This window comes from Streptomyces sp. 796.1 (genome assembly GCF_047525675.1).
Classification (GTDB): Bacteria; Actinomycetota; Actinomycetes; order Streptomycetales; family Streptomycetaceae; genus Streptomyces.
In genome coordinates this window covers 146,763-172,966 of the sequence record NZ_JBLIWA010000023.1, presented here as the reverse complement: position 1 = coordinate 172,966, position 26,204 = coordinate 146,763, and the positions used below count along the sequence as shown (strand labels likewise).

At 74.5% G+C, this 26,204-nt stretch carries 18 protein-coding genes; 11 read left to right on the top strand and 7 right to left on the bottom strand.

The genetic code is table 11. The annotated features are described in order from the left end of the window. A partial coding sequence (locus ACMA1D_RS17675) for a TerD family protein (protein ID WP_414724947.1) occupies nt 1-627 on the bottom strand: 627 nt, incomplete at its 3' end. 206 nt (nt 628-833) lie between these two features. Here ACMA1D_RS17675 and ACMA1D_RS17670 point away from each other — a divergent pair. The 5 genes from ACMA1D_RS17670 (at nt 834) to ACMA1D_RS17650 (ending at nt 6,547) form a co-directional block, all read left to right on the top strand. Next, nucleotides 834-1,298, top strand: coding sequence for a DUF6643 family protein (locus ACMA1D_RS17670; RefSeq protein ID WP_414724946.1), 465 nt, complete (start codon nt 834-836; stop codon nt 1,296-1,298). 225 nt (nt 1,299-1,523) lie between these two features. Then, a complete protein-coding gene (locus ACMA1D_RS17665; RefSeq protein WP_414724945.1) occupies nt 1,524-2,354 on the top strand; it encodes an MOSC domain-containing protein in 831 nt (276 codons plus the stop codon). Between the two features lie 306 nt (nt 2,355-2,660). Next, nucleotides 2,661-3,470, top strand: a complete 810-nt coding sequence (locus tag ACMA1D_RS17660; RefSeq protein ID WP_414724944.1) for an MEDS domain-containing protein — start codon at nt 2,661-2,663, stop codon at nt 3,468-3,470. Continuing rightward, nucleotides 3,464-3,889 carry an ATP-binding protein gene (locus tag ACMA1D_RS17655; RefSeq protein ID WP_414724943.1) on the top strand — a complete coding sequence of 142 codons (426 nt, stop codon included), beginning with the start codon at nt 3,464-3,466 and terminating at the stop codon, nt 3,887-3,889. The genes ACMA1D_RS17660 and ACMA1D_RS17655 overlap by 7 nt, the downstream gene beginning before the upstream one ends. 219 nt (nt 3,890-4,108) lie before the next feature. Beyond that, a complete protein-coding gene (locus ACMA1D_RS17650) occupies nt 4,109-6,547 on the top strand; it encodes a right-handed parallel beta-helix repeat-containing protein (RefSeq protein WP_414724942.1) in 2,439 nt (812 codons plus the stop codon). Between the two features lie 216 nt (nt 6,548-6,763). Here ACMA1D_RS17650 and ACMA1D_RS17645 read toward each other — a convergent pair whose 3' ends face one another. Next, nucleotides 6,764-9,304 (bottom strand): hypothetical protein, encoded by a 2,541-nt coding sequence (locus ACMA1D_RS17645; protein WP_414724941.1) that lies wholly within the window; start codon nt 9,302-9,304, stop codon nt 6,764-6,766. Between the two features lie 510 nt (nt 9,305-9,814). On the opposite strand from ACMA1D_RS17645, the gene ACMA1D_RS17640 reads away from it, so the two are divergent. Next, nucleotides 9,815-10,672, top strand: a complete 858-nt coding sequence (locus tag ACMA1D_RS17640) for a DeoR/GlpR family DNA-binding transcription regulator (protein ID WP_414724940.1) — start codon at nt 9,815-9,817, stop codon at nt 10,670-10,672. A gap of 84 nt (nt 10,673-10,756) precedes the next feature. Here the strand turns inward: ACMA1D_RS17640 and ACMA1D_RS17635 are convergent, their stop codons facing one another. Next, complete coding sequence (locus ACMA1D_RS17635; RefSeq protein ID WP_414724939.1) at nt 10,757-11,860, bottom strand: PLP-dependent cysteine synthase family protein; 1,104 nt, start codon at nt 11,858-11,860, stop codon at nt 10,757-10,759. A gap of 178 nt (nt 11,861-12,038) precedes the next feature. On the opposite strand from ACMA1D_RS17635, the gene ACMA1D_RS17630 reads away from it, so the two are divergent. Both ACMA1D_RS17630 and ACMA1D_RS17625 read left to right on the top strand, forming a co-directional pair. Next, nucleotides 12,039-12,365 (top strand): hypothetical protein, encoded by a 327-nt coding sequence (locus ACMA1D_RS17630; RefSeq protein WP_414724938.1) that lies wholly within the window; start codon nt 12,039-12,041, stop codon nt 12,363-12,365. Between the two features lie 183 nt (nt 12,366-12,548). After that, the gene (locus ACMA1D_RS17625; RefSeq protein WP_414724937.1) at nt 12,549-13,163 is read left to right on the top strand and encodes an ATP-binding protein; all 615 of its coding nucleotides are present in this window, start codon (nt 12,549-12,551) and stop codon (nt 13,161-13,163) included. 203 nt (nt 13,164-13,366) lie between these two features. On the opposite strand, the gene ACMA1D_RS17620 is transcribed toward ACMA1D_RS17625, so the two are convergent. The 3 genes from ACMA1D_RS17620 to ACMA1D_RS17610 form a co-directional block, all read right to left on the bottom strand. Continuing rightward, complete coding sequence (locus ACMA1D_RS17620; protein WP_414724936.1) at nt 13,367-15,934, bottom strand: FtsX-like permease family protein; 2,568 nt, start codon at nt 15,932-15,934, stop codon at nt 13,367-13,369. Continuing rightward, nucleotides 15,931-16,710 (bottom strand): ABC transporter ATP-binding protein, encoded by a 780-nt coding sequence (locus ACMA1D_RS17615; RefSeq protein ID WP_414724954.1) that lies wholly within the window; start codon nt 16,708-16,710, stop codon nt 15,931-15,933. The genes ACMA1D_RS17620 and ACMA1D_RS17615 overlap by 4 nt, the downstream gene beginning before the upstream one ends. Nucleotides 16,711-16,928: 218 nt before the next feature. After that, the gene (locus ACMA1D_RS17610; protein WP_414724935.1) at nt 16,929-17,219 is read right to left on the bottom strand and encodes an SHOCT domain-containing protein; all 291 of its coding nucleotides are present in this window, start codon (nt 17,217-17,219) and stop codon (nt 16,929-16,931) included. A 768-nt stretch (nt 17,220-17,987) separates the two neighbouring features. On the opposite strand from ACMA1D_RS17610, the gene ACMA1D_RS17605 reads away from it, so the two are divergent. Both ACMA1D_RS17605 and ACMA1D_RS17600 read left to right on the top strand, forming a co-directional pair. Next, on the top strand, nt 17,988-18,293 hold the full coding sequence (locus ACMA1D_RS17605) for a trypco2 family protein (protein ID WP_414724934.1): 306 nt from the start codon (nt 17,988-17,990) through the stop codon (nt 18,291-18,293). A 23-nt stretch (nt 18,294-18,316) separates the two neighbouring features. After that, entirely contained in the window at nt 18,317-23,797 is a 5,481-nt protein-coding gene (locus ACMA1D_RS17600) for a trypsin-like peptidase domain-containing protein (RefSeq protein WP_414724933.1), read from the top strand. Between the two features lie 385 nt (nt 23,798-24,182). Here the strand turns inward: ACMA1D_RS17600 and ACMA1D_RS17595 are convergent, their stop codons facing one another. Further along, nucleotides 24,183-25,466 carry an ROK family protein gene (locus ACMA1D_RS17595; RefSeq protein WP_414724932.1) on the bottom strand — a complete coding sequence of 428 codons (1,284 nt, stop codon included), beginning with the start codon at nt 25,464-25,466 and terminating at the stop codon, nt 24,183-24,185. A gap of 17 nt (nt 25,467-25,483) precedes the next feature. Between ACMA1D_RS17595 and ACMA1D_RS17590 the strand changes: the two genes are divergently transcribed. Then, the coding region (locus tag ACMA1D_RS17590; protein WP_414724931.1) for an MFS transporter at nt 25,484-26,204 on the top strand (721 nt) is incomplete at its 3' end.

Here is a 26,204-nt window from a genome sequence, read left to right as displayed (position 1 = left end):
GACCGGGGCCGCGCCGGGCGGCGGGGGCAGCGGGGCGGCCGGGGCCGTGGGCGGCGGGGGCGGAGCGGTCACCGGGGCGGCCGGGGTGTCGGCGGGGCCCGGCTGCGGCTCGTCGACGGTGATGCCGAAGTCGGTGGCCAGGCCGGCCAGGCCGGTGTCGTACCCCTGACCGACGGCGCGGAACTTCCAAGCGCCCTGGCGCCGGTAGAGCTCGCCGAGGACGAACGCGGTCTCCACGGAGGCGTCGTCGCTGTCGAACCTGGCGAGTTCGGCGCCGCCGGCCGCGTCCAACACCCTGATGTGCAGCCCCGGCACCTGGCCGAAGGTGCCGCCGTCGGCCGATGCGGCCAGCACGATGGTCTCGACGTCCGGCTCGACCTGTGCGAACTGGACCGACAGGCTGTCGGTGACCTCGGCCCCGGTGCGCTTGCCCTCGTGCCGCACCGCGCCGGAGGCGTGTTGGGCCTGGTTGTAGAAGACGAAGTCCGCGTCCGAGCGGACCTTGCCACCGGCCAACAGCAGGGCCGACGCGTCCACGTCAGGCACACCCGCCCCGCCGCGCCAGCCCAGCTCGATTCGTACCGCCGGGGCCGGGACGGGCACGTTCATGCCCTTGCGCATCGTCATGTTCCCCCACTTTCCTTTCACTCGCCGGGCACCGGAAGAACTGTTGGCGACCCGTCCAGAACGTGCTCTTTACAGGATCTCAACGTACCTCGGCGACCGATTTTCCCGAATTCGCTCGTATTAGGTGCCACGACCCTACGGAACCCGTGAAACAACACTCTTGCCGGGCTCCCCAACCAGCACATGGTGGGCTTAACTTAAGGGCTATGACCCTCCCCCGCAGCGGCTACGGCGGCGGCTACTACCCCGCGCCGGACTTCGCCGACACCCCCATCTACGACAGCCTTGTCGCCGAGCGGGGCACACCTCAGATCGCACCGATCCGTGTGCCGTCGCCGTATGACCCGGGCGGCCACTTCCCGCCGGCGCTCCCGGCGGCCCTGCCGGCACTGCCGGCCGGCCCCTCCCAGGGACAGCACACCCCGCCCCCGTACGGCCAGCAGGCCCCGGGGCAGCCCGCGCTCCAGCAGGCGCCGGCGCCGTACATCCCGCCGCAGTCCGGTGGCCCGCGCGGCTACCCGGGCCCGCAGCAGGGGCAGCAGCAGCGCCCCGCTTCGCCGAACGGGTACGAGGCGATGCGCCCGATCGCCGCCCGCCCCGCGGCGCCGCGGCCGAACCCGGCGCCCTACCCGGAGCAGTACGGCCGCCCGCACCCGGGCCAGGGCTACTGAGCCACCCGCCGGCCAGTGGCCGGCCCCCGTTGATCGCACAGCCGCTCCGGTCGACGCCGCCCGCGGGCACGCCGCGGGCGCGGTGGGAATCCACCGGAGGCGGCGTCTTGGCAGGTCCAGCGACCGTCTGCCGGGGGACCCCGGACGTGCCGTACGCCACGTGGCCCGACCACGCAGCGGCCACCTGCCGCCACGGGCACGGCCTGCTGCTGGCAAGATGAGCGCATGTCCGACGCACAGCTCAGCGCGATACACGTCTATCCGGTCAAGTCCGTGGGCGGACACGCGCTCAGCGAGGCCACGGTCGAACCGTGGGGGCTCGCCGGCGACCGCCGCTGGCTGTTGGTGAAGCCCGACGGCACGTTCTTGACGCAGCGCCAACTGCCCCGGCTCGCCCTCGGGGCCGCCCGGCCGCTGCCGGACGGAAGCATCGCCCTCAGCGCCGACGGCCAACAGCCACTGACCGTGTCGCCGCCCGACCCGGAGTCGAGCCGCATCTCCACGGTGCGGGTGTTCAAGGACCCGGTCGAACTGGTGTGGACCGAGGGCGCGGGCAGCGCCTGGTTCAGCGAACTGTTGGGGCGCAAGGTGCATCTGGTCCACCTCGACGACCCCGCGCGGCGCCGGCCGATCAGCCCGGAGTACGCGCGCCCGGGCGAAACGGTCAGCCTCGCCGACAGCATGCCGCTGCTGCTGACCACCACCGCCTCGCTGGCGGGTCTGAACGCCCTGATCGCGCAGGGGGACCACGCGCACGAGGGCCCGCTGCCGATGAACAGGTTCCGGCCCAACGTGGTCGTGGACGGCGGTACGCCCTGGGCCGAGGACGGCTGGCGCAAGCTGCTCATCGGCGACGTCGTCTTCCGGGTCGCCAAGCCGAGTTCCCGGTGCGTGATCACCACCACCGACCAGCGGACGACCGAGCGCGGCAGGGAGCCGCTGTGGACGCTGGCCGCGCACCATCGGATCGGCAACAAGGTGGTGTTCGGGCAGAACCTGATCCCCGAGCACACCGGGACCCTCCGGGTGGGCGATCCGGTCAAGATCCTTGAGTAGTGACCAGTTTCGGGCAGCGTCTGGGCAACTCCCGAGCAATATCCATGCAATGCATGCAATAGAGATCACGCCGGGGGGCGCGTCGCCTTACTCCCCGTAGTGTCTGTCGCGGAAAGCGCCCCCGTAGGGGCTCCACACCAGCAGCCGTACTGCCACGGTGGACAGCAAACGGTCCACAGCAGGTGCGGGCAGTGGACGACAGCCGGCGACAGCCACGAGAGGGGCGACAGGTAGATGCCCGTCTCGGATGCGCAGCGCGGCCGGCTGATGCCCGTGCACCACATGCGACCAGGAGACCATGCCTTCGTGAGTTACGGAGACGGCGAGTCCCGTGCGCAGCTCATGGCGGCCTTCGCCTGGCTCGGCGTGGCGCGCGGCGAGAAGGTCGCGGTGCTCGCCGATCCCGACCTGGACGTACGCGAGGTGCGCAGCGCCCTGCACGCCGGCGGCCCGTCCATGGCCCCGGCGCTGGCCAGCGGCCAACTGGAGTGCACCTCCATGCAGGCGCTGATCAGCCCGGACGGCGACTTCACCATCCCGCGCCAGGAGTCCAGGCTGGCCGAGGAGACCGACCGGGCGGTGCGCCAGGGCTACACCGGCTACCGCGTCTTCATCGACATGGCCTGGGTGCGTCGACTGGGTATCGACCCGCGCCTGGTGATGCACCGTGAGACCCACGTCGACCACCTGTTCACCGACCGCCCCTACAGCGAGGTCTGCGCGTACGACCGGCACTGGTTCGGCGCCGACGTGCTGGACCGGATGGCGGTGGCCCACCCCTACCGCCTGCTGGACCGGCTCGGGGTGCTCACCATCGCGGCCACCGACGACACGCTGTGGATGGTCGGCGAGGCGGACCTGACCGGGCGGGCGGAGTTCCGCGCCGGGGTGCGGGCCGCGCTCACCCGTACCGGACCGACCGGGCAGTTGACGGTCGATCTGTCTCGGCTCCAGTTCCTCTCGCTCGGCTGCGCCAGCGATCTGCTCGTGCTCGCCGCGGCCGGCCGCCCGCCGCTGTCGGTCGCCTGTCCGCCGACGGTCGCCCGCACCCTGCGCCGCCTGGGCGCCGACGACCTGCCCACGCTCACGTTGATCGAGGTGAGCCGTCAGTGCTAGCCGATCCCCGCCGCCCCTTCGACGGCGAGTCGGACGGACGACTGCTCGACCGCCACTTCACCGCGCGCGACCTGCCGTTGCTGCGGGTCCTGGTGGAGGAGCGCGCGGCCTGGGCCGGGCTCGCCGAGGCCAGGCGCGGCGACTTCGTCCTGGCCGTGGACGAGATCGCCACCAACGCGATCGAGCACGCCGGCGGCCGGGGGCACCTGCTGCTGCGCCGGATCGACAACGAACTGGAGTGCACCATCAGCGACCGCGGGCCGGGGTTCAGCGATGCGGTGATCCCGGACGTGCTGCCGGGGCTCGACGGGGCGCCCAGCGGGCGCGGCCTGTGGCTGACCCGATTGGTCTCCGACCGGCTGGCGGTCAGTGCCGGGGCGGTCGGCGCCGTCGTCACGCTGGCGATGCGGCTGCGGTGACACCGGCGGTGCCGGCCCGCCCCGCGCGCCGGTCACCCCGTGCCGGGCGGGGCCGGTGGGGCGGCTGCGACCGGCCCCGGCGGGCTCGGACCGGGGCATGCCGGGCACCGGACACTGACCGGTCAACTCCCCCACACGGCGCACGCTACGGTGTTCCTCCGGTACACCACACGGCCGTAACCGGTGGACGCACGCACGAGGTGGGGGCACGACAAAGCCATGGCACAGGGCTCGGTCCAGGTGACGCACAGCGGTACGTCGCGGTGGCGGCGGCGCACGGGAGAGTACGCCTCGCTCACGGCGGCCCTGGAGGCCGCGGGGGACGGCGACCTGCTCACCGTGGCCCCTGGCACCTACCGGGAGAACGTGGTGCTGTCGCGGGCCGTGACGCTGCGCGGGCCCGAGGGCGCCCGGGGGGCGGTGCGGATCGCCCCGACCGAGGGGGTGGCGCTGACGGTGCGGGCCGCGGCCGTCGTGCGTGACCTGCACATCGAGGGCCAGGACTCGGCCGCGCCGGCGCTCCTCGTCGAGGAGGGCGCGGCGGACCTCGCGGACGTCCGGGTGGCCACCCGCTCGGCCGTTGGCATCGAGGTGCGCGGCACGGCACGGCCCACCGTGCGCCGCTGCACCGTGGACAATCCGGCCGGCATCGGGTTCAGCGTGCTGGACGGGGCGGCCGGGGTCTTCGAGGACTGTGAGGTGGTCGCGGCCGGCCAGTGGGGGGTCTCGGTGCGCGGCGGGGCGCACCCCAGGTTGGAGCGCTGCCGCATCCACCACGCCAGCGGTGCCGGGCTCTCGGTCACCGGCGAGGGCAGCACCCTTGAGGCGGTGGGCTGTGAGGTGTACGAGATCAAGGGCTCGGGCGTACAGGTCGCCACCCGCGCCGCGGCCCTGCTCACCAACTGTCAGATCCACCGCACCACGGCCGACGGGGTCAACCTGGACACCGACGCGGTGCTCACGCTCGCCGACTGCGACCTGCACGACGTCCCGGAGAACGCCATCGACCTGCGGTCGCGTTCGGTGCTCACGCTGACCCGGTCCACGGTGCGCAGGTTCGGCCGCAACGGACTCTCGGTGTGGGACCCGGGCACCCGGGTGGACGCCAACCAGTGCGAGATCTACGACAGCACCGGCGACTACCCGGCGGTGTGGGTGAGCGACGGGGCGGCTGCGGTGCTCGACTCGTGCCGGGTGCACGACGTGCCGGACGCGCTGTTCGTCCTCGACCGCGGCTCCCGGGTGGACGTGGTGGACAGCGACCTCACGCAGGTGCGCAACACCGCCGTGTCGGTCAGCGACGGGGCCAGTGCCCAACTCGACGACTGCCGGGTGCGGGAGGCGGCCACCGGGGCCTGGTTCCGCGACCACGGCAGCGGCGGCACCCTGGCCGGCTGCACCATCGACTCCGTGGCCACCGGCGTGATCGTCACCAAGGGCGCCGACCCGACCATCGAGCGGTGCACCGTGACCTCCCCCACCGAGGCCGGTTTCTACGTGTCGGCGGAGGGCCGCGGCTCCTTCCACGGCTGTCGGGTCACCGGCAGCGGCGGCTACGGCTTCCACGTCATCGACGGTTGCCGCTCGACGCTCACCCGGTGCCGTACCGAGCGCTGTGCCCGCGGCGGTTACGAGTTCGCCGAGCCGGGGCCGGTCAGCGAGGACTGCACCAGCGACGAGAGCGCCACGGCCGGCCCCTCGCACCCGGTCGGCCTGGCCGGCGGCTCCTCGGGCGCGGCCGGCCAGCCAGCGGTGCAGACCGTCGGCCTGCTCGGCGGCCTGCCCGGCCAGCGCACCGCCCCGACCGCGGCGGCAGGGGCGACGGCGGCGGCCGAGCCCGTGCCGGTCAGGGAGTCCACCGCCGTGCTCGGCGAGTTGGACGCCCTGGTGGGGTTGGAGAGCGTCAAGCGCGAGGTGCGGGCGCTGACCGACATGATCGAGGTGGGCCGCCGACGGCAGCAGGCGGGCCTGAAGGCCGCATCGGTCCGCCGCCACCTGGTCTTCACCGGCTCGCCCGGCACCGGCAAGACCACCGTGGCCAGGCTCTACGGCGAGATCCTGGCCTCGCTCGGGGTGCTTGAGCGCGGCCATCTGGTCGAGGTGTCCCGGGTGGACCTGGTCGGCGAGCACATCGGCTCCACCGCCATCCGGACCCAGGAGGCGTTCGAGCGGGCCCGCGGCGGGGTGCTCTTCATCGACGAGGCGTACGCCCTCTCCCCCGAGGACTCCGGGCGCGACTTCGGCCGGGAGGCCATCGACACGCTGGTGAAGCTGATGGAGGACCACCGGGAGGCGGTGGTGGTGATCGTCGCCGGTTACACCGAGGAGATGGCCCGCTTCCTGTCCGTCAACCCCGGGGTGGCCTCCCGCTTCTCACGGACGATCACCTTCGGCGACTACGCGCCGCAGGAGCTGCTGCGGATCGTGGAACAGCAGGCCGAGGAGCACGAGTACCGGCTTGCCGAAGGCACGTCGGAGATGCTGGTCAAGTACTTCACGGCGTTCCCCAGGGGCGCGGCGTTCGGCAACGGGCGTACGGCGCGGCAGACGTTCGAGGCGATGGTCGAGCGGCACGCGGGCCGGGTGGCCCAGCACCCCGACCCGAGCACCGACGACCTCACCCTGCTCTACCCGACGGACCTGCCCGAACTGCCCTGACTGGGCCCGCGGGCCGAAACCCGCGCTCGACCGACCCGGCCGGGCCGAATCCAGCGCTGTCCGATCCCGGCCGGGCCTGACCTGCGCCGGGGCCGGGCCCCAGCCGGCCGGTCCCACGCGGGCCGACGCGCGGGCCGAGCCGCCGGGTGCGACCGGACCGCGCCGCCGGGCTCGATCAGCGCGGTCCGTACGGGCGTTGCCGGCGCCGGCCCGGGCTCAGCCCGCCGGCGCCGGATCGGCCCGCGGGGCCGCGACGTCGGCATCGACAGCGACAGCGGCTCCGCCGCCACCGCCCGCAGCGTGCCGAGTCGGCTGCTGCGTCGCGCGCTGCCCGGGCACTCCCCCGTCGCCCAGTCTGGCCAGCAGTGCGGCCCGCTCCACGGCGAAGGCGGGGTCGGCCTGGTAGTCGGAGTGACCGAGGATCGGTCCGGGCAGGGGGTGATCGGCGGTGCGGCCGTAGACCAGCGGGTCCTTGAGCGCGCCCCGGTCGATGGGCGGCCGGCCGGCGGGCACCCGCGGGTCGCCGAGGGCCGGCGGTTCGATGGGGCCGCCGATCGGGTCGGTGTACCGCCACAGGTTGCGCCAGCAGTGCACCTCCTGGTGGAGCGCCGTCAGTTGGGCCGGGCCGAAGTAGGCGGGGAACCAGCGCCCGTACAGCCGCTCCAGCGGCGAGCCGTACGTCAGCAGGGCGACGCGGCGGCGGGTGCGCCAGTCCAGTTGCCACACGGCCGCCGCGGCCAGCACGCTGCCCTGCGAGTGGCCGGAGATGACCAGGCGGCCACCGGTGTTCTCGGTCCAGGTCTGCATCCGCCAGGTGAGGTCGGGGACGGCGCGCTCGGCGTAGCAGGGCGGCGCGAACGGGTGCGCGGCGCGCGGCCAGAAGGTGCCCACGTCCCAGAGGATGCCCACGGTGCGGCGGGCGCCCGAGTCGCGGTAGGCGCGCCGGCCGAGCGCAAGCAGCAGTGCGAACACGACGCCCACCAGCCAGGAGCCGAGCCCCTGCGCGGCCTGGGCCACCGCGTCGACGAACGCCGGCGTGCCGTCGGCCGCCCGGCCCGGCACCTCGCCCGTGGCCCAGGCGCCGGCCACCGCGAGACAGCCGAGCAGCAGCGTCATCAGGGCGGCGGGGCCGATGATCCACGGAATGGAGTCGGTGACGCCAGCCCGGGCGATGGTCTTGGCGATCTCCTCGCTGCGTACGGGGTCGGGGGCCGCGCCGGGGTAGCCGTCCGCCATGGTCGGCTCCAACGTGCGGCGCACCCGCCCGACCCGCCACACGAAGACCAGCAGCAACAGGACCAGGAGCAGCAGGATCGGCGGGATCACCGCGGCCTGCCAGGACAGCACGACGGGCGGGCCCGCGATGGGGCCGCCGCCCATGCCGGGCGTCGACCCGCCGTCCAGCCAGTCGGCGAAGCGTTGGGCGACGCCGCCGGTGAGCACGCCGCCGAGCGCGCAGCCGAGCACCGCGACGGCAGGTCCTGCGAGTCCGGCCAGCGGGGTGCGGACCCGGCGGTCGGGCTGGTCGCCGGTTGCCGCGTGCTGCGGGGCGAGGCCGCCGGTGTGGCCGTCGCGGGCGGCCGAGCGGTAGAGGACGCCGGCCACCACGGCCAGCGCGAGGATGAGCGCGACCTGGGTGAGGGCGATGAGGCCGAAGCTCTGGTCGCCCGGCAGCCGGCCCTGCGACCGCCAGTCGGGCCGCGACCAGCCGGCGTACAGGGCGGAGAGCGCCAGCAGGACGAGCGAGAAGCCGGGCAGTTTGCGTACGGCGAGCCGGTCCAGGGTGTGGTCGATCGCGGTCTCGCTGCGTCCGCGGTGGCACACCGCGTACAGCACGGCGAGCCCGCTGACCTGGATCAGTGCGAGCAGTGTCCAGCCGATGGCGTCCAGCGCGGCCGGCCCGCCCGGCTCCCGGTCGTACCGCGCGGTGGCGGCGGTGAGGGTGGCGGCGATGGTGAGGAAGCCGGCGGCGGTGTGGATGGCGCGCAGTCGGGCCACCAGCCGGCGGCCGTACCAGAAGCCGGGCAGCCGCAGGGCCGGCTGGTGGGCGACGGCCGGGTCGTCCTCGTTGAGCGTGCGCTCGATGGGCGGCGCCGACTCGTACGCGCTCCAGGTGCGGGTGGACAGGAACCACAGGAGCCCGATGAGGGCGAGCGGGGCGAGGGCGGTCAGCGCGATCCGGCGGCCGGGCTGGCTCCACCAGCCGCCGCCCGGGGCGGCGAAGCCGAGCCAGGACCGACCGTCCGCGCAGGCGGTGGAGCCGGCGCACTGCCAGGCCGTCAGGTCGAGCGCCACCTCACACACGGCGGCGACCAGCAGCACGGTCAGGGTGAGCGCGATCAGCCGCACCAGCAGCCCGTAGAGCCGTACGGTGCCCTCGCGGCGGTCGGCGGCGGGCCGGTTCCAGTGCGCGAGATTGATGATCATGAACGGGAGCAGCAGCAGCCACAGTGCGCGCGAGCCGTCGCCCGAGGTCAGTCCCGACCAGCAGTACGCCTCGGGCACCGGGCGGTCGCGGTAGTCCTGCGGGCGGTGTTCGGCGTCGGCGTCCTCGGTGTGCCGGTAGATGCCCGCGGTCTCGTCACCGGTGATGCGCTGGGTCCGCGGGTCGTCGTCGAGCATCTTGGCGGGCGTGGCGCCCCCGACGCCGTGCACCAGCAGTTCGAGCGCCAACTCCGGGGCCCGCGTCGCACCCGTGGGGGCGGGGACGGGGACGGGCGGGTCGGTCCACGCGGGCGGGGTGGGCGCGGTCGGCACGCCGGGGGTGCCGTCCGGCGGGGGCGGTGGGTCCGCAGTCGCCGGTGTGTGGGGTGCGGCAGGTACGACGGCTGCGCTGGCTGGGGTTGGTGGTGCAGTGGGTGTGGCGGGTGTGGGTGTGGTGGGTGTGAGTGTGGTCGTCGCTGGTGTGGTTGTCGTCGTGGGTGTGGGTGTTTCAGGTGACTCGGTTGGTTCAGGTGTTTCAGGTGTCTGAGGTGTGATGGGTGTGACGGGTGTGGGTGTTTCGGGTGTGGGGCGTGGGTTGGTCTCGTCGTCAGGTCGCGTCGTGTGTGCCACCGATTCCCCCGATCCGGTGTGTGGGCCAAGGCTGCCCGGCTGCGCTGGGGCGACGTCTGCGCCGCTGCGCACGCGGTGTCCGCAGGTGCCTGGTGCGCCCTGCCCAAGGTGCCGTATTCCTGCGCCGATGCGATTGTGCCCGATCCGGGAGCACCCTACCCACGTGCGAAGATGTGCGCGGACATCGGCGGCTGGGCGGAAGGGACGGGCGAGGTGAGCGAGAACCAGAACCTCCTCGCGGAGCAGCGGCGGGCCCTGATTCTCGACGAGGTCAGGCGGCACGGCGGGGCGCGGGTCAACGAGTTGACGCGCAAGCTGAAGGTGTCGGACATGACGGTCCGGCGGGACCTGGACGCACTGGCCAGGCTCGGCGTGGTGGAGAAGGTGCACGGCGGTGCCGTACCGGTCGCCGAGGCCCGTACGCACGAGCCGGGATTCGAGGCGAAGTCCGGGTTGGAGCTGAGCGCGAAGGAGGACATCGCCCGCGCGGCGGCGCCCCTGGCGGCGCCCGGCTCGGCCATCGCACTGTCGGGCGGGACGACGACCCATGCCCTGGCGCAACACCTGGTGGACGTGGCGGGGCTGACGGTGGTCACCAACTCCATGCGGATCGCCGATGTGTTCCACCGCGCGTGGCGGTCGGCCGATCCCGCCACCGACGGCACCGGCCGCCCCGAGCGCCCCGGCGACGCGGCGACGGTGGTGCTCACCGGCGGCGTGCGGACGCCGTCGGACTCGCTGGTGGGCCCGGTGGCGGACGCGGCGATCCGCTCGCTCCACTTCGACGTGCTCTTCCTCGGCGTGCACGGGGTGTCGGCCGACGCCGGCCTGTCCACGCCGAACCTGGCCGAAGCGGAGACCAACCGCCACTTCGTCCGCTCGGCCCGTCGGGTGGTGGTGGTCGCCGATCACACCAAGTGGGGCAAGGTGGGCCTGAGTTCGTTCGCCGCGCTGGCGGACGTGGACGTCCTGGTGACCGACGCGGGGCTGGCCAGGGCGGCGCGCGAGGAGATGGCGGAGCAGGTGGCCGAACTCGTGGTGGCCGGGGAGCGTGCCGTACCGACGCGCTGAGCCCGGCGCAACCGGCGGCCGGGGCCCGCGCCGGGCGGCCGACCGGGGGCGGGCGCGACCGGCGCACGCCGCCCCCTGGTGGCGTCAGCGCCAGACGCCCTCTGTCAGGAAGCGGTCCAGCGTGTCGGCGTACGGCGCGATGTCCAGGCCCTGTTCGGCGAGCCAGGCGTCCGAGTAGTAGGTGTCCAGGTAGCGCTCCCCCGGGTCGCCCAGCAGGGTGACGACGCTGCCGGTGCGCTGGTCGGCGACCATCTCGGCGACGATCTTCAGCGCGCTCCACAGGCCGGTGCCGGTGGAGCCGCCGGCCTTGCGGCCGACGACGCGCTCCAGGGTGCGCATCGCGGCGATGCTCGCGGCGTCCGGGACCTTCATCATCCGGTCGACCGCGCCCGGTACGAAGCTGGGTTCGGCGCGCGGCCGGCCGATGCCCTCGATGCGCGAGCTGCGGTCGCACCGGGCGTTCTCGTCGCCGGACTCCCAGAAGTCGAAGAAGCCGGAGAACTCCGGGTCGGCGACGCACACCAGCGTCTGGTGTTGCAGGTAGCGCACGTAGCGGCCGATGGTGGCCGAGGTGCCGCCGGTGCCCGCGGTCGCCACGATCCAGGCGGGCTCGGGGTAGCGCTCCAGGCTGAGCTGACGGTAGATCGACTCGGCGATGTTGTTGTTGCCGCGCCAGTCGGTGGCTCGCTCGGCGTAGGTGAACTGGTCCATGTAGTGCCCGCCGGTGCGGGCGGCGAGGGCGATGGACTCGGCGGCCATGGTGCTCGGGTCGTCCACGAAGTGGCACTGGCCGCCGTGGAACTCGATGAGGCGGCACTTCTCGCGGCTGGTCGTCCGGGGCACGACGGCGATGAAGGGCACCCCGATCAGGCTGGCGAAGTACGCCTCGGAGACGGCCGTGGAGCCACTGGAGGACTCGACGACGGGCCGGCCGGGGCTGATCCAGCCGTTGCACAGCGCGTACAGGAAGAGCGAGCGGGCGAGCCGGTGCTTGAGGCTGCCGGTGACGTGCGTGGACTCGTCCTTGAGGTAGAGGTCGATGCCCCAGCGCTCGGGCAGCGGGAAGCGGAGCAGATGGGTGTCGGCCGATCGGTTGGCATCGGCCTGCACCCGGCGGATCGCCTCGTTCAACCAGGCGCGGTGGGCCGGGTCGGTGCGGTCGACGTCGATCGTCTTGGTGCTGTCCATGCCACTCCTCGTGCGGTTGCAGGGCACCGGCCGTGAGCCTGCCCGTTTTCGATCATAAATGGGCACTGGTGTCCGGCTCGCGGGGCAGGCAGACTGCCCAGTGGACGTAGGGTGGCGGCGCGGTCGGCTGCGAAGGACCGACGGGCGCGGACGCTCGTGCGATGGGGAGGCGTGGATCGTGGCGGAGGCCGAGTTCAATGCGACCGGCGTACGGATCGAGCGCTCCTTGCGCTCGGTGACCCGGGCCGGGCAGGTGCTCATCAGAGACGGCCGGCTTGAGCTGTTGACCAGCTACGGGAGCGAGATCGACAGCGCCCCGCTGGGGTCGGTGCAGGCGGGCCGACCGTGGTTCGCCTCGGGCGACCAGGCGCGCGCCACGGTGAACGGCACCCGGTACGTACTGACCCTCGGGCAGCAGGACGCGGGGTCCTGCGACGGTCCCGCTACCGCGCGGCGCTTCCTGGACGCGGTGCGTTCGGCGCAGGACGAGTCCGACAGCCGCTGACGCGCGAGTTGCACGGCTGGGCGAATAGTCCGATTCTGGACGCATATCGGTGTCACTGAGAGTGGAACAGCGGCTACGCTGCGAACCAGCGCGCTGGTCAGGTACGGCGGTCAGCTCCGAACGTACGCCCTCTCCGCCCACACCTGATTCAGGCTAGCCCTACTTCTCCCGGGAGTCGCAGCCGTGATCAGCAGCCCCAGCAGGCATTGCACCGTGGAGGTCCAGGTTCTCCCGGAGCGGATCGGCCAGGTCCGCAGAATCGTATCGGCGCAGTTGCGCTACTGGCATTTGGACCAGCTCATCGAGTCGGTCTCGCTCGGCGTCTCCGAGTTGTTGACCAATGTGTACCTGCACGCGGAGCCCGACAAGCGCTGCACGGTCGACCTGGTCTGGGTGCTCGACCAGCTCACCGTCTCGGTGCGGGACCGCGACGTGCGCGAACCCGTGCCGCCCGCCCCGAGCCCGCTGGGCACGCACGGCCGGGGGCTCGCGCTGGTCGCCGCCGTCAGCCAGAGCTGGGGCGTGCGGCAGGTGGCCGGCGGCAAGGCCGTGTGGTTCGCGCTGCCCGTGGGGTGGCGGGCCGAGCCGTGGGCGCAGCGCGCCGGGCGGGCGGCGGGCGGGCCAGCGCACCCACCCGCCGGCGAGCCGCCGCGGACCTCCGCGCCGGCCACCGCCGACCCGCTGCCCGTCGAGCACGGGGTGGCTGGCCCGCTGTCCGTAGCGCACCCGGTGGCCGAGCCGGAGCAGGAGCCTGCGCCGGCCGGGCGGCGGTCCGCTCCGGCCACGACTGCCGGCTGACGCGGGGCTGGCGCAGGCCGGCCCCGATGGAGAACGCGCGGCACGGCGGAGAACGTGGGACCGGCCCCCAGCCGTCCCTGTCGCGGAACGGTCGGGGGCCGGTGGTGCCTACGGAGCGGGGCGCCTGGCGGGCGGGTTCGGCCAGTGGGCGGGTAGCCGGTGAGTAGTGCTAGCCGGTGCGTGGTACCGGCTGGCGGGCGGGGCTACTCCGTGGCGATGGCGCGCAGCACGTCGAGCTTGGCCGCGCGGCGGGCGGGGCGCAGGGCGGCCAGTGCGCCGGCCACCACCCCGACCAGGGCCACCACGAGGAGTTGTTGCGGCGGCAGGGCGAAGGTGCCGTCGCCCGATGCCACCGCGGTCTTGACCAGCGCCCAGCCGAGGAAGCCGCCGAGGGTCAGGCCGCCGAGCGTGCCGAACGCGGCCACCAGCACCGATTCCCACCGCACCATCGCCCGGAGCTGACGGCGGGTCTGGCCGACGGCGCGCAGCAGGCCGAGTTCGTGGGTGCGCTCGTGGACGGCGAGGGTGAGCGTGTTGGCGATGCCGAGCAGGGCGATCAGGACGGCCAGTGCGAGCAGCGCGTAGACCAGGGTGAGCATCATGTCGATGCCGCCGGCGGAGGATTCGGCCCACTCGTCCCGGGTCTGCACCTGCGGGTTGCCCCAGTCCTCCGCGGCCCGTTCGACGGCCACCTTGCCTGCGCTGGTGGACACGCCGTCCTTGAAGGCGACGGCGACCAGCGCATCGGAGTCCTGGCCCCGGTGCGGCGCCCACGCCTGACGGGTGATGAGGTAGTCGCCGGCCAGGTCGGCCTCGGCATAGACCGCCCGTACCGTGAACGGGGTGCGCGTGCCGTCGGCGAAGGTCAGCGGGACGCTGCTGCCCACCCGCCAGCCGTGGTCGTCGGCCACGTCGGCCGCGACCGCGATGCCGCGGGGCCCGAGCCCGTCGAGGTCGCCGCGGGTGGTGCCGAGGTCGAGCACGCGCGCGAGGGCGGCCGGGTCGGTGACGGTCACCTCCTGCCCGGCGCCGTCGACCTTGGCCACGCCGCGGCCGAGGCCGAGCGCCGTGTCCACCTCGGGCAGCGCGTCCAGGGCGGGCGCGAGGCCGGGGCTCAGGCCGGCGCCACCGCCGCCGAACGCCGGGACGCTGACCGCGACGTCGCCGGCGAAGGTCCGCGAGACGGTGTCGTTGAGCGTGGCCTTCAGCGATGCGGCGAACACGGTGAACAGCGACACGACGCTCACGCCGATCATGAGCGCGGTCGCCGTCGCGGCCGTGCGCTTCGGGCTGCGCAGCGCGTTGCGACCGGCCAGCACGCCGCCGACACCGCGCAGGGCGCGCAGCGGGCCGCCCAGTGCCCGTACCGCGTACGAGGCGGCGAGCGGGCCGAGTACGACGAAGGCGGCCACGGTCAGCACGGCGCCCGCCGCGGTGAGCGGGATCGAGGGCGGGTCGGCGACGGTGGCCGCCACGGTCAGCACCACCCCGACGGTGACCAGGGCCGCGCCGCTCGCGCTGCGGACGCGGGAGGCGGCGGAGTGGTCGACGGCGGTCTCCCGCAGCGCGGCCAGCGGGGCGGTGCGTCCCGCCCGCAGCGCCGGCAGCAGCGCGGAACCCACGCACACCACGACGCCCACGCCGAGCGGCAGCAGCAGGGACAGCGGCTCGATCACCAGGTCGCCGGTGGGGAAGGGGAAGCCGACGGCCGGGAAGAGCGCCTGGAGGCCGGCCGCGAGACCGATGGCCGCGACGAGGCCGATGAGCGAGGCGACCAGGCCCACCGCCGCGGATTCGATGAGCGCACCGGTCATGACCTGGCCCCGGACCGCGCCGAGCGCCCGTAGCAGCGCACTCTCGCGGGTGCGCTGGGCGACCACGATGGCGAAGGTGTTGTGGATGGAGAAGGTGGCCACCAGCAGGGCGATGCCGGCGAAGACCAGGAGCAGGGTGGTGAAGAGGGTGAGGAAGGTGCCCGAGACCTGGTCCAGGTTCTCCTCCGCCGACTCCTCGCCGGTGATCGCCTCGATGCCGCGGGGCAGTACCCGCTCCAGCCGGTCCACCAACTCCTGCTGGCTGGTCCCGGAGTCGGCCCGTACCTGGATGCTGGCGGCCTGGCCCGGCCGCGCGGTGAGGAACCGTTCGGCGTCCGCCCTGGTCAGGCCGGTGAAGGTGAGCTGGCCCATGCCGTCCTCGCCGCCGAAGGTGGCCAGGCCCACGATGGTGATCGGATGCGGCTCCGGGGTGCGGAGCACGGTCCGGTCGCCGATCTTCAGGTCGCCCGCCTCGGCCGCGCCGCGGTTGATGACGGCCTCGCCCGGCGCCCTGGGGGCGCGCCCTTCGGCGAGTTGGTAGGAGGCCAGTTCCTCGTCGGTGATCCAGTTGCCGGCCAGGGTCGGCGGGCCCTTGCCGCCCACGCCGTCGCCGTCCTTGCCCACGAGTTGGCCCGCGCCCTGGATGTTGGGTTCGGCGGCGGCCACCCCGTCCAACCGCTCGATGGTGCGCACCAGGCTGGTGTCCACCGGCTCCCGGGTGCCGGCGACGCTGCCTGCGGTGGTGATGACGTCGGCGCTGCGGACGACGGCGTCGGTGCCGCTGGTGGCGTTGCCGAAGAGGGTGTCGAAGCTGGCGCGCAGGGTGTCGCTCATGACGAGGGTGCCGCCGAGGAAGGCGACGCCGAGTACGACGGCGCACACGGTGCCGACGAACCGTCGCTTGTGGGCCCGGAGCGAGGCGCGGGCCAGTCGCAGCACGGCGCGGTTGCCGGTCATGACGCCGCGCCCCGTTCCGACCGCGCGTCGCGGCCGAGTTCGCCCAGCCGGTTCAGGATGCGCTCCGCGGTGGGTTCGGCGAGCCGGTCCACCAGGCGTCCGTCGGCGAGCATCAGGACCTCGTCGGCGTGGGAGGCGGCGACCGGGTCGTGGGTGACCATGACGACGGTGCCGCCCATGGTGCGGACAGCGGCGCCGAGCAGGCCGAGCACTTCCTCGCCGGAGCGGGAGTCGAGGTTGCCGGTGGGCTCGTCGGCGAAGACCACCTCGGGGCGGCTGGCCAGCGCGCGGGCCACGGCGACGCGCTGTTGCTGGCCGCCGGAGAGTTCGCTCGGCCGGTGGTGCAGCCGGCCGCCGAGTCCGACGACGTCGACCAGTTCCGCCAGCCAGTCGGGGTCGGTGCGCTGCCCTGCCAGGTCCTGCGGCAGGCTGATGTTCTCGGCCACGGTCAACGTCGGTACCAGGTTGAACGCCTGGAAGACGAAGCCGATCCTGGCTCGGCGCAACAACGTCAGGCGCCGGTCGTCGAGCGTGCTGAGATCGGTTTCGGCCAGGAAGGCGGAGCCTGAGGTGAGGGTGTCGAGACCGGCCGCGCAGTGCATCAGGGTGGACTTGCCGGAGCCGGACGGGCCCATGATCGCGGTGAACCGCCCGGCGGGAAAGTCGACGCTCACCCCGTCCAGGGCCCGTACCTCCGTGTCGCCCGCGCCGTAGACCTTGACGGCGTCGACCACACGGACGGCGGGGGTGGGGGTGGTCGGCTGAACGCCGGTGATCGGGTGGGCGCCGGTGGTGGGCCTGGCGTCGTGCGTCGGGTGGCCGTGCGGTGCGGCGTGGCCACTCGCTGTTGGGGGCGCGCCGGCGCCCGGGTGGGCGCCGGGCCGCACCTGGGCGCCGGCCGGCGGATGGCCGTCGGCCCGTACGGGAGTGCCGGAGGCCAGCGGGAAGCCGGTCTGCGGTGAGGTGCCGGGGGCCGTCGGATTGGGGTGCTGGCTCATGCCGCACCGCCCTTGGCCCCGGTCCCGAACTCCTCGCTGAGGACCGAGAGGCGCCGCCAGTACTCCTCCTCGTCGATCTCCCCGGCGGCGAACCTGCGCCCGAGGATCGTCAGCGGTGCGTGCGCGGCCGGCGCGGCGGAGCGCTGCCAGGGTCCGCGGCCACGCCAGACGGTGCGCCGCAGCACGGCGATGCCGCCCCCGATGACCAGGGCCCAGACGAACGGAACGAGCAGGATCCAGGGGCCGGGTCCGCCGCCGTCGCCCCAGGCGTGCGCGAGCGTGTTCATCGTGATCGGACTCCTCGGTGGAAGGGCTGTACCAGACACGTACGAGCCTGCTCCGCGGCGGCCCTGACGTCGTCGTACGGCCAGCGGCCGTCCGCGTACCCCACCGGGAGTAGACGTGGCGGGCGGCGGTACCACCGCGGTGGCGCGGTGCCGGACGGCGCGGTGCGGGCGCGGCGCCGCGGCCGGCTGCCGCACGGGTCACCGGCCCGCCGACGCGTGTCGGGCGTACGCCCGCGGGGGTAGGCGGGGTGCGCGGAGGTGGGCGGGGGCGCGGGGGCCCGTGCGGGGGTGGGCGAGCGCTGCGCGTGGTCGGGGCCCGCGAGGTGCGGCGTGCGGAGGCACGCGGGGTGCGGGGCACGCGCCGGATGCGGCCGGTCAGGACCCGCCGGGCGAGAGGTGGACGGGGAGCGGGCGGGCGGCTGGAAAGAACCCGCCGAGAGACGGACGGGGCCGGGCACGGGCCCGAGGAAGGGGCCGGGCAGGGGGCCGGACAGGAGGCCGGGCCGGTGGCAGGTGGTCGGGCGGCGGGGTTGCGCAGGGTTCGCCCCGCGTTCAGACACCGCCGACTTCCAGCCCATCGGCCCGACCGTTCCCGCCAGTTGGGGCGTGCGCCGGCTCGATCGGGTCCGGCGGTCAGCACACGGGGCACCCCGGGATCGAGACCGTACGGCCCGGCGTCTGGGCACGGGCCGCCAGCACCGGCCACCATGTGATCAGGGTCGATCGGCGCGTGTACGGTGAGGGCTCTTGCGCGAGGGGAGCGGCGGCATGGGTACGGAGATCGGGCTCGCACGGGCCATCCAGGGATTGCGGGCCGAACTGGCGGAGGCCATGGCCGATGGCGAGCACGAGGCGATCAAGTTTCGTATCGAGTCCATCAGCCTCGATCTCCAAGTGGCGGTGGAAAATGCAGAAGAGGGCCATGCGGGGCTGAAGTTCTGGTTGGTTTCGGCCGATGGCGGAGCCTCGTCGACCACCACGACCACACACGCGCTCTCCTTGCAGTTGGCTGCCGAGACGGCCGCTGGCGACCAGGTGCGGATCGCCTCCCGGCCCGAACGGCGTCCCGAATAACGACGGTTGGGAGGTACGACGGCGTGCATGACCTGCCGGACCGGGCCGTCGAGGTGGTACGGATCAGCCGACCCGACGGCACCGTGCTCTACGGCGGCTCCGGCTTCCTGTTGACCGGCGAGCTCGTCCTGACCGCCCGGCACGTGGTGGACGACGCCACCTGCGCGTACCGGGTGTTACGGCCGGCGCCCGGGCGCGGCTCCGCCTCGGCCGACGTGGAGCTCGTGGTGCCCGCGCCCGCGCAGGACCTCGCGCTGCTCGTCCTCGACGAGGCGGTGGACGCGCTGGCGCCGCTGCGCTTCGGGCGGCTGCCCTCCGCCGTGGGCACGCTGCCGTTCCACGCCATGGGCTTCCCCCGGTTCGCCCGCGAGGACGGCAGGTCGCGGCGCCGGCAGGCCACCGGCACCATCCAACTCGCCTCGCAACCGGACGTCGACGGGCTCGACCTGTGGCACGAATCGGTGCAGCCGACGGCGGTGGCCGGCGCCGGCTCCCCGTGGGAGGGGTTCTCCGGCGCCGCGGTGCTCGCCAGGCGCGGCACCGGCCCCGACGCCCCGCACCTGGTCGTGGGCGTCTACACCACCCATCTGACACCGGCCGGCACCCGCTCCGCCGTCGCCACCCGCGTCGACTCCCTCGCCGACACCGGAAAGTTCGCCCGCTACCTGCGCGCGCACGAGGTGAACCCGGAACCGGTCGACGTCCCGCTGCCCGGCGGCGCGCCGCGGGCGCTGCCCAGCAACGTGCGCACCCACGAGAGCGTCCTCGCCGGGCTCCGCGGCACCAAGAGCTACCTGCTGCCCGAGCACCTGGAGTTCGTCAGCCCGGGGCCGCACAGCGAGGCCGCGCCGCAGCGCCTCCTCGACCGGCTGACCGGTCCCGAGCGGGGCCGCGGCGTGCTCCTGGTGGGGGCGGCGGGCACCGGCAAGACGCGGACCTGCTTCGAGGTGGCGCAGGCGGCGCACGACGCGGGCTGGTACGTCCTGCACGTACGGACCGACCGGCAGCGTTCGCTGACCGTGTCCCATCTGGAACAGGCCGTCTTCGACGCCGGGCAGTCGCGCGTGCTGCTGGTGCTCGACTACCTGGACACCTGTGCCCAGCTCGACCTCGGTGCGCTGGCCGACGAGTTCATGCTCGGCGCCGCCGAGCGCGGCATCCAGGTCGCCTGCGTGGCCTCCACCCGGCCCGGCACGCTGCCGGTGCTGCGCAAGCGCGGCGTACGACAGCTCTTCGACGAGGTGACGCTGCGCCAGGACAGCGGGCACCAGTCGGCCGTGATCGACGCGATGCTGCCGCGGGTCGCCCCGACGGCGCTGGACCGCATGAAGCACCCCACGCTCCGGCAGGCGTGCGGCAATCGGCCGATCATCGCCCTGCTGGTCGCGGCCCAGATCGAGCGGCGCTTCGTGGCCAGGCAGGACATTCCGCGGCTGTCCGGCTGGCGCAGTGACGACCTGCTCGCCTGGCTCGACCCGCGGCTCCAGGAGGACCGGCTACGCTCCCCCGAAGCACCGGACGGGGACGGCGACCAGGACGCGACGCCGCGCCCGCCCAGTGACCGGCAGTTGGCCGCGACCGTCGCCGCCTACGCCTGCCCGCAGCCGCGGGACGCGGTCGTCGCGGCGGTGGACGCCTTCCTGACCGACCGCGGCAGCGGGTTCGACGGCGACTACATCGTCCGTACGCTGACCGAACTCGGCTGGCTGGAGGAGCCGCACGAGGACCAGCTCATGGTGGTCCACGACATCGTCACGGACGAGTTAGTGCGGCAACTGCTGCTGCCCGCGGGCCCGGTGCACCTGGATTCGGTACGGGACGTCTTCACCACCTCGCTGATCACCGCCCGTACCTTCGGTGGCTTCGCCGGCCACCTGGCGCGGCTGGCCGCCGATCTGGACGACGCCCAGAACCGGCAGGTGGCCAGGGTCGGCGGCGACTGGCTGCGGTCCCAGGCGGCGCGGGTCGGCGCACTGCTCAAGCGGGCCGGCGACGAGGGCCGGCAGGCGCTGCTGACGCTGCTCAGCCGCCGGCCCTGGCAGGGGGCCGCGGACGGGGTCTGGGACGAGGTGGCACAGCCCTGGCTGGTCCGCGAGAAGGACTCGCCCGCGGCCCGGGCCCTGCTGGCGCAGGCCGTCGAGTCGGCGACGGCGACCGTGCCCGAGCACCTGGTGGAGGCGGCCCTCGCCTGGCTCTACCGGGGCGGCCCGGAGGCGGAGACCTCGCACCACGTGATCCACGCGCTGCTGGAGCGGCACGACCTGCCCGCCGGGTACGAGGAGCGGGTGGTCGACTACGCGCTGGCCTGGCTGGCGCTGTGGAAGCGGCACCGGGCCGCCCGGTTCGTCCTCGGCGCGCTGCTGCGCCGCGACCGCGCGTTGACCGGGCAGCGGCTGTCGACCGCCGCGTACTACGCGTTCAGTTGGCTGCACGCCCACCACACCACGGACGCCTCGCACGTGTTGCACCGGCTGCTCTCCCGGGCCGACGTGGAGCCCGGTGCCGCGCGGCGGACCATAGTGGCGGCGCTGGGCTGGCTCGGCCACGGGCACGCGGCGCAGCGGGCCGCGAGCCTGGTGCTGGCCCCGCTGGTGGCCCATCCGCAGCTCACCCGGGCGCAGCGCAAGCAGACCGCGGGGCTCGCGCTGACCTGGCTGGGGCACAACGAGGCGGAGCCGGTGGCCAGGTTCGTCCTCCACGCGCTGCTGCGCCGGACGGACCTGGCGGAGTTGCGCGCGGGGCGGGCCGTGGACCAGGCCGCCGCCTGGTTGCAGCACGGCCATGCGGAGTACCTGTCGGCGGCCCAGGTCTTCGGCCCGCTGCTGCCGCATCCGGCGCTCACCGGCGAGCAACGCTCCGAAGTGGTGCGCCTCGCGTGGGAGTGGGTGTGCCGGTACGACGAGTCGCCGGCCGCAGGCTTCGTCCTGTCTCCGCTGCTCACCGGGGCGGACCTCGGGCCGCGGGCGAGCGAGCTCGCCGAGCGCGCGCTGGCCTGGGTGCAGGCCCATCCGCAGGCGCCGAACGCCGCGGAGGTGCTGGTGGCGCTGCTGGCCGGGGAGTGCGCCGGGAGCGCGGAGCGCGAGGGGGGCGAGAGCGGGGAGCGGCTGCGCCGTACCGTTGACTTCGCCCTGAACTGGCTGGAGTCCTACGGCGCCGACGCGGTGTCCGCCGCCGTCCACCGGGCGGCCCTGCGCTCCCGCGGCCTCCGCCGCGACCAGGCACGCCGGGCCGCCGACGCCACCTTGAACTGGCTCAAAGCACACGCCCTGGCCGCCGACGGCGGGGCGGACGAAGCCTCCGGCGGTGGGCGGAACAGTGGCCCCGGCGGTCGGGGGGAGGACAGCCCCACCGGCGGTCGGGCGAGCGGGGCGGAGCCCGGCGCTGACGGCACGGACGGCACGGACGGCACAGCCGGCGCGGGGCGCAGCGCGGCGGCGGACGTCGAAGCGGCACATGCGGAATCGGGCACGAGTACGGGCGCGGACGCGGGTACGGGCGGCGGCGCGGGTCCAGGTGGGCACGCGGGCGCGGGCGCGCGTGCGGACACCGATGTCGGCGCTGAGGCCATCGCCGGTGCTGAGGCCAACGCCGGTGGTGCTGCCGGTGGTGATGGCGCTGCCGACGCAGACGCCCCTGCCGATGGGGTGGACGAGGGCCCGGCCGACGAGGTCGGCCCGACCCTGGGGCTGTTGCTGAGCACGCCGGAGCTGCGGCCGGCGCAGGAGGCGCGCGCGCTCGACCACGCGGTGGAGTGGCTCGCCCGCCCCCAGCGCCACCGCGACCGCGGGTTCCTGTGGCTGCGGGTGTTGCGCACCCGCGGCTGGGTCGGGGGCAGCCGCGGCTGGCCGCAGGGCAACGGGGGGCTCGCCCCGCCCGGACTGAGCGACCTGGCCGCGCTGCTCGGCCTGGACGACCTGACGGCGCCCGAGGTGCACAACCTCGCGGAGCGCACCCTGGCGCACTGCACGGCCCCCGACGCCGCGGAGCGCACCGTACGGGCCGCCGTCGCCGCCGTGCTCGACCAGCCGCAGCTCACCGCGCGGCAGGAGGAGACGGCAGCCGCGCTGGCCAGCCGGCTGGTGGCCGAAGGCGCGGAGACGGGGGCCGGGACGGCGCCGGAGCCGCTGCCCGCACTGCTCGGCCGCGCACTGCCGGAGCCGGCGTACGCGCAGGCGACGGCACTCGGCTTCCGCTGGCTGGCCCGCTGCGAGCGGGCGGCCGAGGCGCCGCGGGTGCTGTTCGCCCTCGCCGACCGGCACGACCTGACCGACGACCGGCGGCGCGCCCTGAACGTGCACGCGTTGAACTGGTACGCGGTCAACTCCGAGCGGCCCTGGGCGCCGGAGGTACGGGCCTTCCTGACCGCGCACGGCGACGACGAGTTCGGCGACTGGTTGCGCAGCGTCGAGGACACCCGGGCCTGGCTGCTGGCCAACCCGGACGACCCGGAGCGCGGTGCCGTCCTGCTGCGCCTGCTCACCCGTCCCGACCAGCGCCACCGCGAGGCACCAAAGCCGTCCCACGCACACGCGGGCGCGTCCCCTGCGCATCTCGCGGACGACGCGTCACCGGAACTCGATCCGTCGCCCGCCGCCACCGCGCACGCGGCCGGGGAGCCGGACGCCGTACGGGGCGCGGGTGGCGCGGCGGACGGCGCGGGCGGCGGGCCGTCGGCGTCCGCGCGCGTGGACAGCGGGCCACCCGCAGCCGCGTGTGTCGCCTCGCCGGACGCGGACCCGCTCGATCCGCGACTGATGCTCGCGGCCGTGCACGCCGCGCTGACCTCGGTGCTCAGTTGGCGGGACTTCGTGGCCCTGCTGGAGAACGAGGAGCTGTTGCCCGAGCAGCGGCGGGCGGTGGCGGGGCAGGCGCTGGCGTACCTGCGCTCCGACGAGGTGGTCAAGGCCCGGCTGGTGATCATCGCGCTGCTCCGGACGCCCGAGCTCACGCCGGAGCAGCTCTGGGACGCGGCCGAAGAGGCGCTGGCCCTGCTGACCCGAACCAGCGGCAGGACGTTCAAGACCCGCCCCGTACTGCTGGCGCTCCTGCGCAACCGCCATCTGTCGGACGAACACGAACAGGCCGCGATCGAGCGCGCCCTACGCCAGGCCGAAGGCGCCGAGAGCAACGAGGCCAAGCCGCTGCTGCGGCTCGTCCTGACCAAGCAGTTGACTCCCGAGCAGTCGGCCCGAGCCATCAGCTACAGCCTGGACTGGCTGTTGGGCCGGGAGCCGGTGGGCGGTGTCGGCTCGCTGCTGGCGGAGTTGCTCGAACGGTCGGACTGCACGCCTGACCAGTGGCAACTCGCTCTCGGCTACGCCCGCGACTGGCTGACGGCCAACCCCGCTCACACGGTCACCGAACGCATCGCCACCCGCCTGGCCGCCGTGACCGCCCAACAGCCCGCCACCGCCCCAGCGCCCCCGCCCACCGTTCCTGCCCCGGCCCCCGCCCCGCATCCCGCCACGACGGAACCGGACGCGCCCACACCGGCTACCGGCTGAGCCGACGCCGCGCGAGACAGTCCAGAGCACTCCCCCGCGGCGCGGGCCCGAAGCGCTCGCTTACGGACGTGGGTTACGGGGTTGGGTTACGGGGGGTGCGGGGTTGGGTTGGCGGAATGGTCGGCTGGGCGGGGCTCTGGCGATACGGGCGCCCTGTCAGCAGGCGCGCGCCACGCCGCGCCCCCCGCGACCCCGGCTCCACAGCGCCCTAAAGCCCTGCCGCACCTTCCGGGAAGCTGTCACATCCACATCCACATCCACGGACGCTCACGCGCACGCGCGCCCCCGTCGGCCTAGTCGCCCCTATAACCCCCCGCATCATTCACGTACGCGCGCACACGCGTAGCCGCGGGCACCGGCTCCGGGCGGCGCATCCCGCGGGCGGTCACCCGCCCAGCGCCGCCAGGGGGTCGTCCAGCACCGGCTGCCAGGCGAGTTCGGCCGCGCCGACCAGGCTGTTGTAGTCGAGGGTGCACGGCTGGATGGGCACGCCGGCGCTGCGGCCCCACAGGCTGTGTTGGGCGACGACGGCGCCCAGTTGCTCCGGGGCGGCTTCGAGGAGGTCGCGGTGGAGGCCGCCGAGGACGATCCGGTCCGGGTTGAGGATGTTGACCAGGCCGGCGAGACCGCGGCCGAGCCGGTCGAGCAGCAGGTGGGTGGCGGCGCGCACGGCCGGGTCGGCGTACTCGTCGCGGAGCAGCGCACGCGCCTCCTTGAGCAGCGACACCTCCGGGCCCGGGGCCCGGCCGGCCGCGGTCAGAAAGGCCAGCGGGTCGGTCTCCACGTCGAGACAGCCGCGGCTGCCGCAGTGGCAGGGGTGGCCGTCCTGGCGCACGGTCAGGTGCCCGACCTCAAGGGCGAGACCCGAACTGCCGGTGTGCAGCCGCCCGTCGAGCACCAGCGCGCCGCCGACGCCGCGGTGCCCGGTGGCCACGCACAGCAGTTGCCTGGCACCGCGCCCGGCGCCGTGCCGGTACTCGGCGAGCGCGGCCAGATTGATGTCGTTGCCTGCCTGCCCGGCGGGCGCCGCGTGCCCGCGCGCGGGGTGCCCGGCAGCCGGCGCCTGCACCACCGCGCCGGGCGCCGGCGCACCGCCGGGGCCCGGGATGCCGGCCTGGGCCAGGCTGCGCCGGAACAGTTCCCGCACCGGTGCGCCGGCCGGCCAGGCGACGTGCAACGGGTTCAGCGCGGTGCCCTCGGGCTCGGCGACGGCCGAGGGCACGGCGAGCCCGGCACCCAGACAGCGCCGGCCGCACTCGCGCAGCAGTCCGGCACCGGCCGCGACGACGGCGTCCAGTACGGCCGCGGGATCGGCGGGCACCGTCATGCAGCCCGGGGCGGTGGCGACGATGCGCCCGCCGAGGCCGACCAGCGCCGCCCGGAACCCGTCCACGTGCACCTGCGCGGCGAGCACCACCGGGCCGTCGGGCGCGACGGTGAGCCGGTGCGAGGGCCGTCCCTGGGCGCCGGCGGCTGCGCCGGGGCGCGAGTCCACCTGGATCAGGCCGAGCGCCTCCAGCTCGGCCGCGACGGCGCCCGCCGTCGCACGGGTCACGCCGAGTTCGGCGGTGAGCACCGCGCGCGTGGGCGCGCGGCCGGTGTGTACGAGCTCCAGCGCGGGTCCGAGGGCGCTCCGGCCCCGCTCCAGTCTTGTCCGTGTCTGGGTCACCCCCCTATTCTGGCTTTGTGCCGACGTTAAACAAAATACGGACGGCCACTCCGTGGGGACGGGGAAGCGCCGCCGTGGATCCGATCGTCCGTCGCCTACGCGTCGCGCTGACGCTCTTCTTCGCCCTGGACGGCTTCATCTTCGCCGGCTGGGTCGTCCGCATCCCGGCCATCAAGGAACGGACCGGCGCCTCGACCGGCGCCCTGGGTCTCGCCCTGCTCGGCGTGTCCGCGGGCGCGGTGGCCACCATGGTGCTGACCGGTCGGCTCTGCCAGCGCCACGGGCACCAGCCGGTGACGGTGGCCGCCGCCGTGCTCATGTCGCTGGGCGTCGCGCTGCCGCCCCACGCCACGTCGGCGCTCTCCCTCGGTTTGGTGCTCCTCGTCTTCGGCGCCGGTTACGGCGGCCTCAACGTGGCGATGAACAGCACCGCCGTCGACCTGGTGGCCGCCTTGCGCCGCCCCGTGATGCCGGCGTTCCACGCGGCCTACAGCCTCGGCGGCATGGTCGGCGCCGGCCTCGGCGGCCTGCTGGCCGGGCATCTGACGGTCACCACCCATCTGACTGCCCTCACCGCCGTCGGCCTGGCCCTGAGCCTCGGCGCCGGGCGTACGCTGCTGGCCCACCCGGTGCCGTCACGGCCCGGCACGGACCGCCCGCCCCACGGGGCCCCGGCGGCCGGGGCGGGCAGCGCGGGCAGCGCGGGCAGCGCGGGCAGCGCGGGCAGCGCGGGCAGCG

Coding starts and splice junctions, on each gene's coding strand:
- ACMA1D_RS17670 (WP_414724946.1), top strand. CDS start 834: ATGACCCTCCCCCGCAGCGGCTACGGCGGCGGCTACTACCCCGCGCCG.
- ACMA1D_RS17665 (WP_414724945.1), top strand. CDS start 1,524: ATGTCCGACGCACAGCTCAGCGCGATACACGTCTATCCGGTCAAGTCC.
- ACMA1D_RS17650 (WP_414724942.1), top strand. CDS start 4,109: ATGGCACAGGGCTCGGTCCAGGTGACGCACAGCGGTACGTCGCGGTGG.
- ACMA1D_RS17635 (WP_414724939.1), bottom strand. CDS start 11,860: ATGGACAGCACCAAGACGATCGACGTCGACCGCACCGACCCGGCCCAC.
- ACMA1D_RS17620 (WP_414724936.1), bottom strand. CDS start 15,934: ATGACCGGCAACCGCGCCGTGCTGCGACTGGCCCGCGCCTCGCTCCGG.
- ACMA1D_RS17610 (WP_414724935.1), bottom strand. CDS start 17,219: ATGAACACGCTCGCGCACGCCTGGGGCGACGGCGGCGGACCCGGCCCC.
- ACMA1D_RS17605 (WP_414724934.1), top strand. CDS start 17,988: ATGGGTACGGAGATCGGGCTCGCACGGGCCATCCAGGGATTGCGGGCC.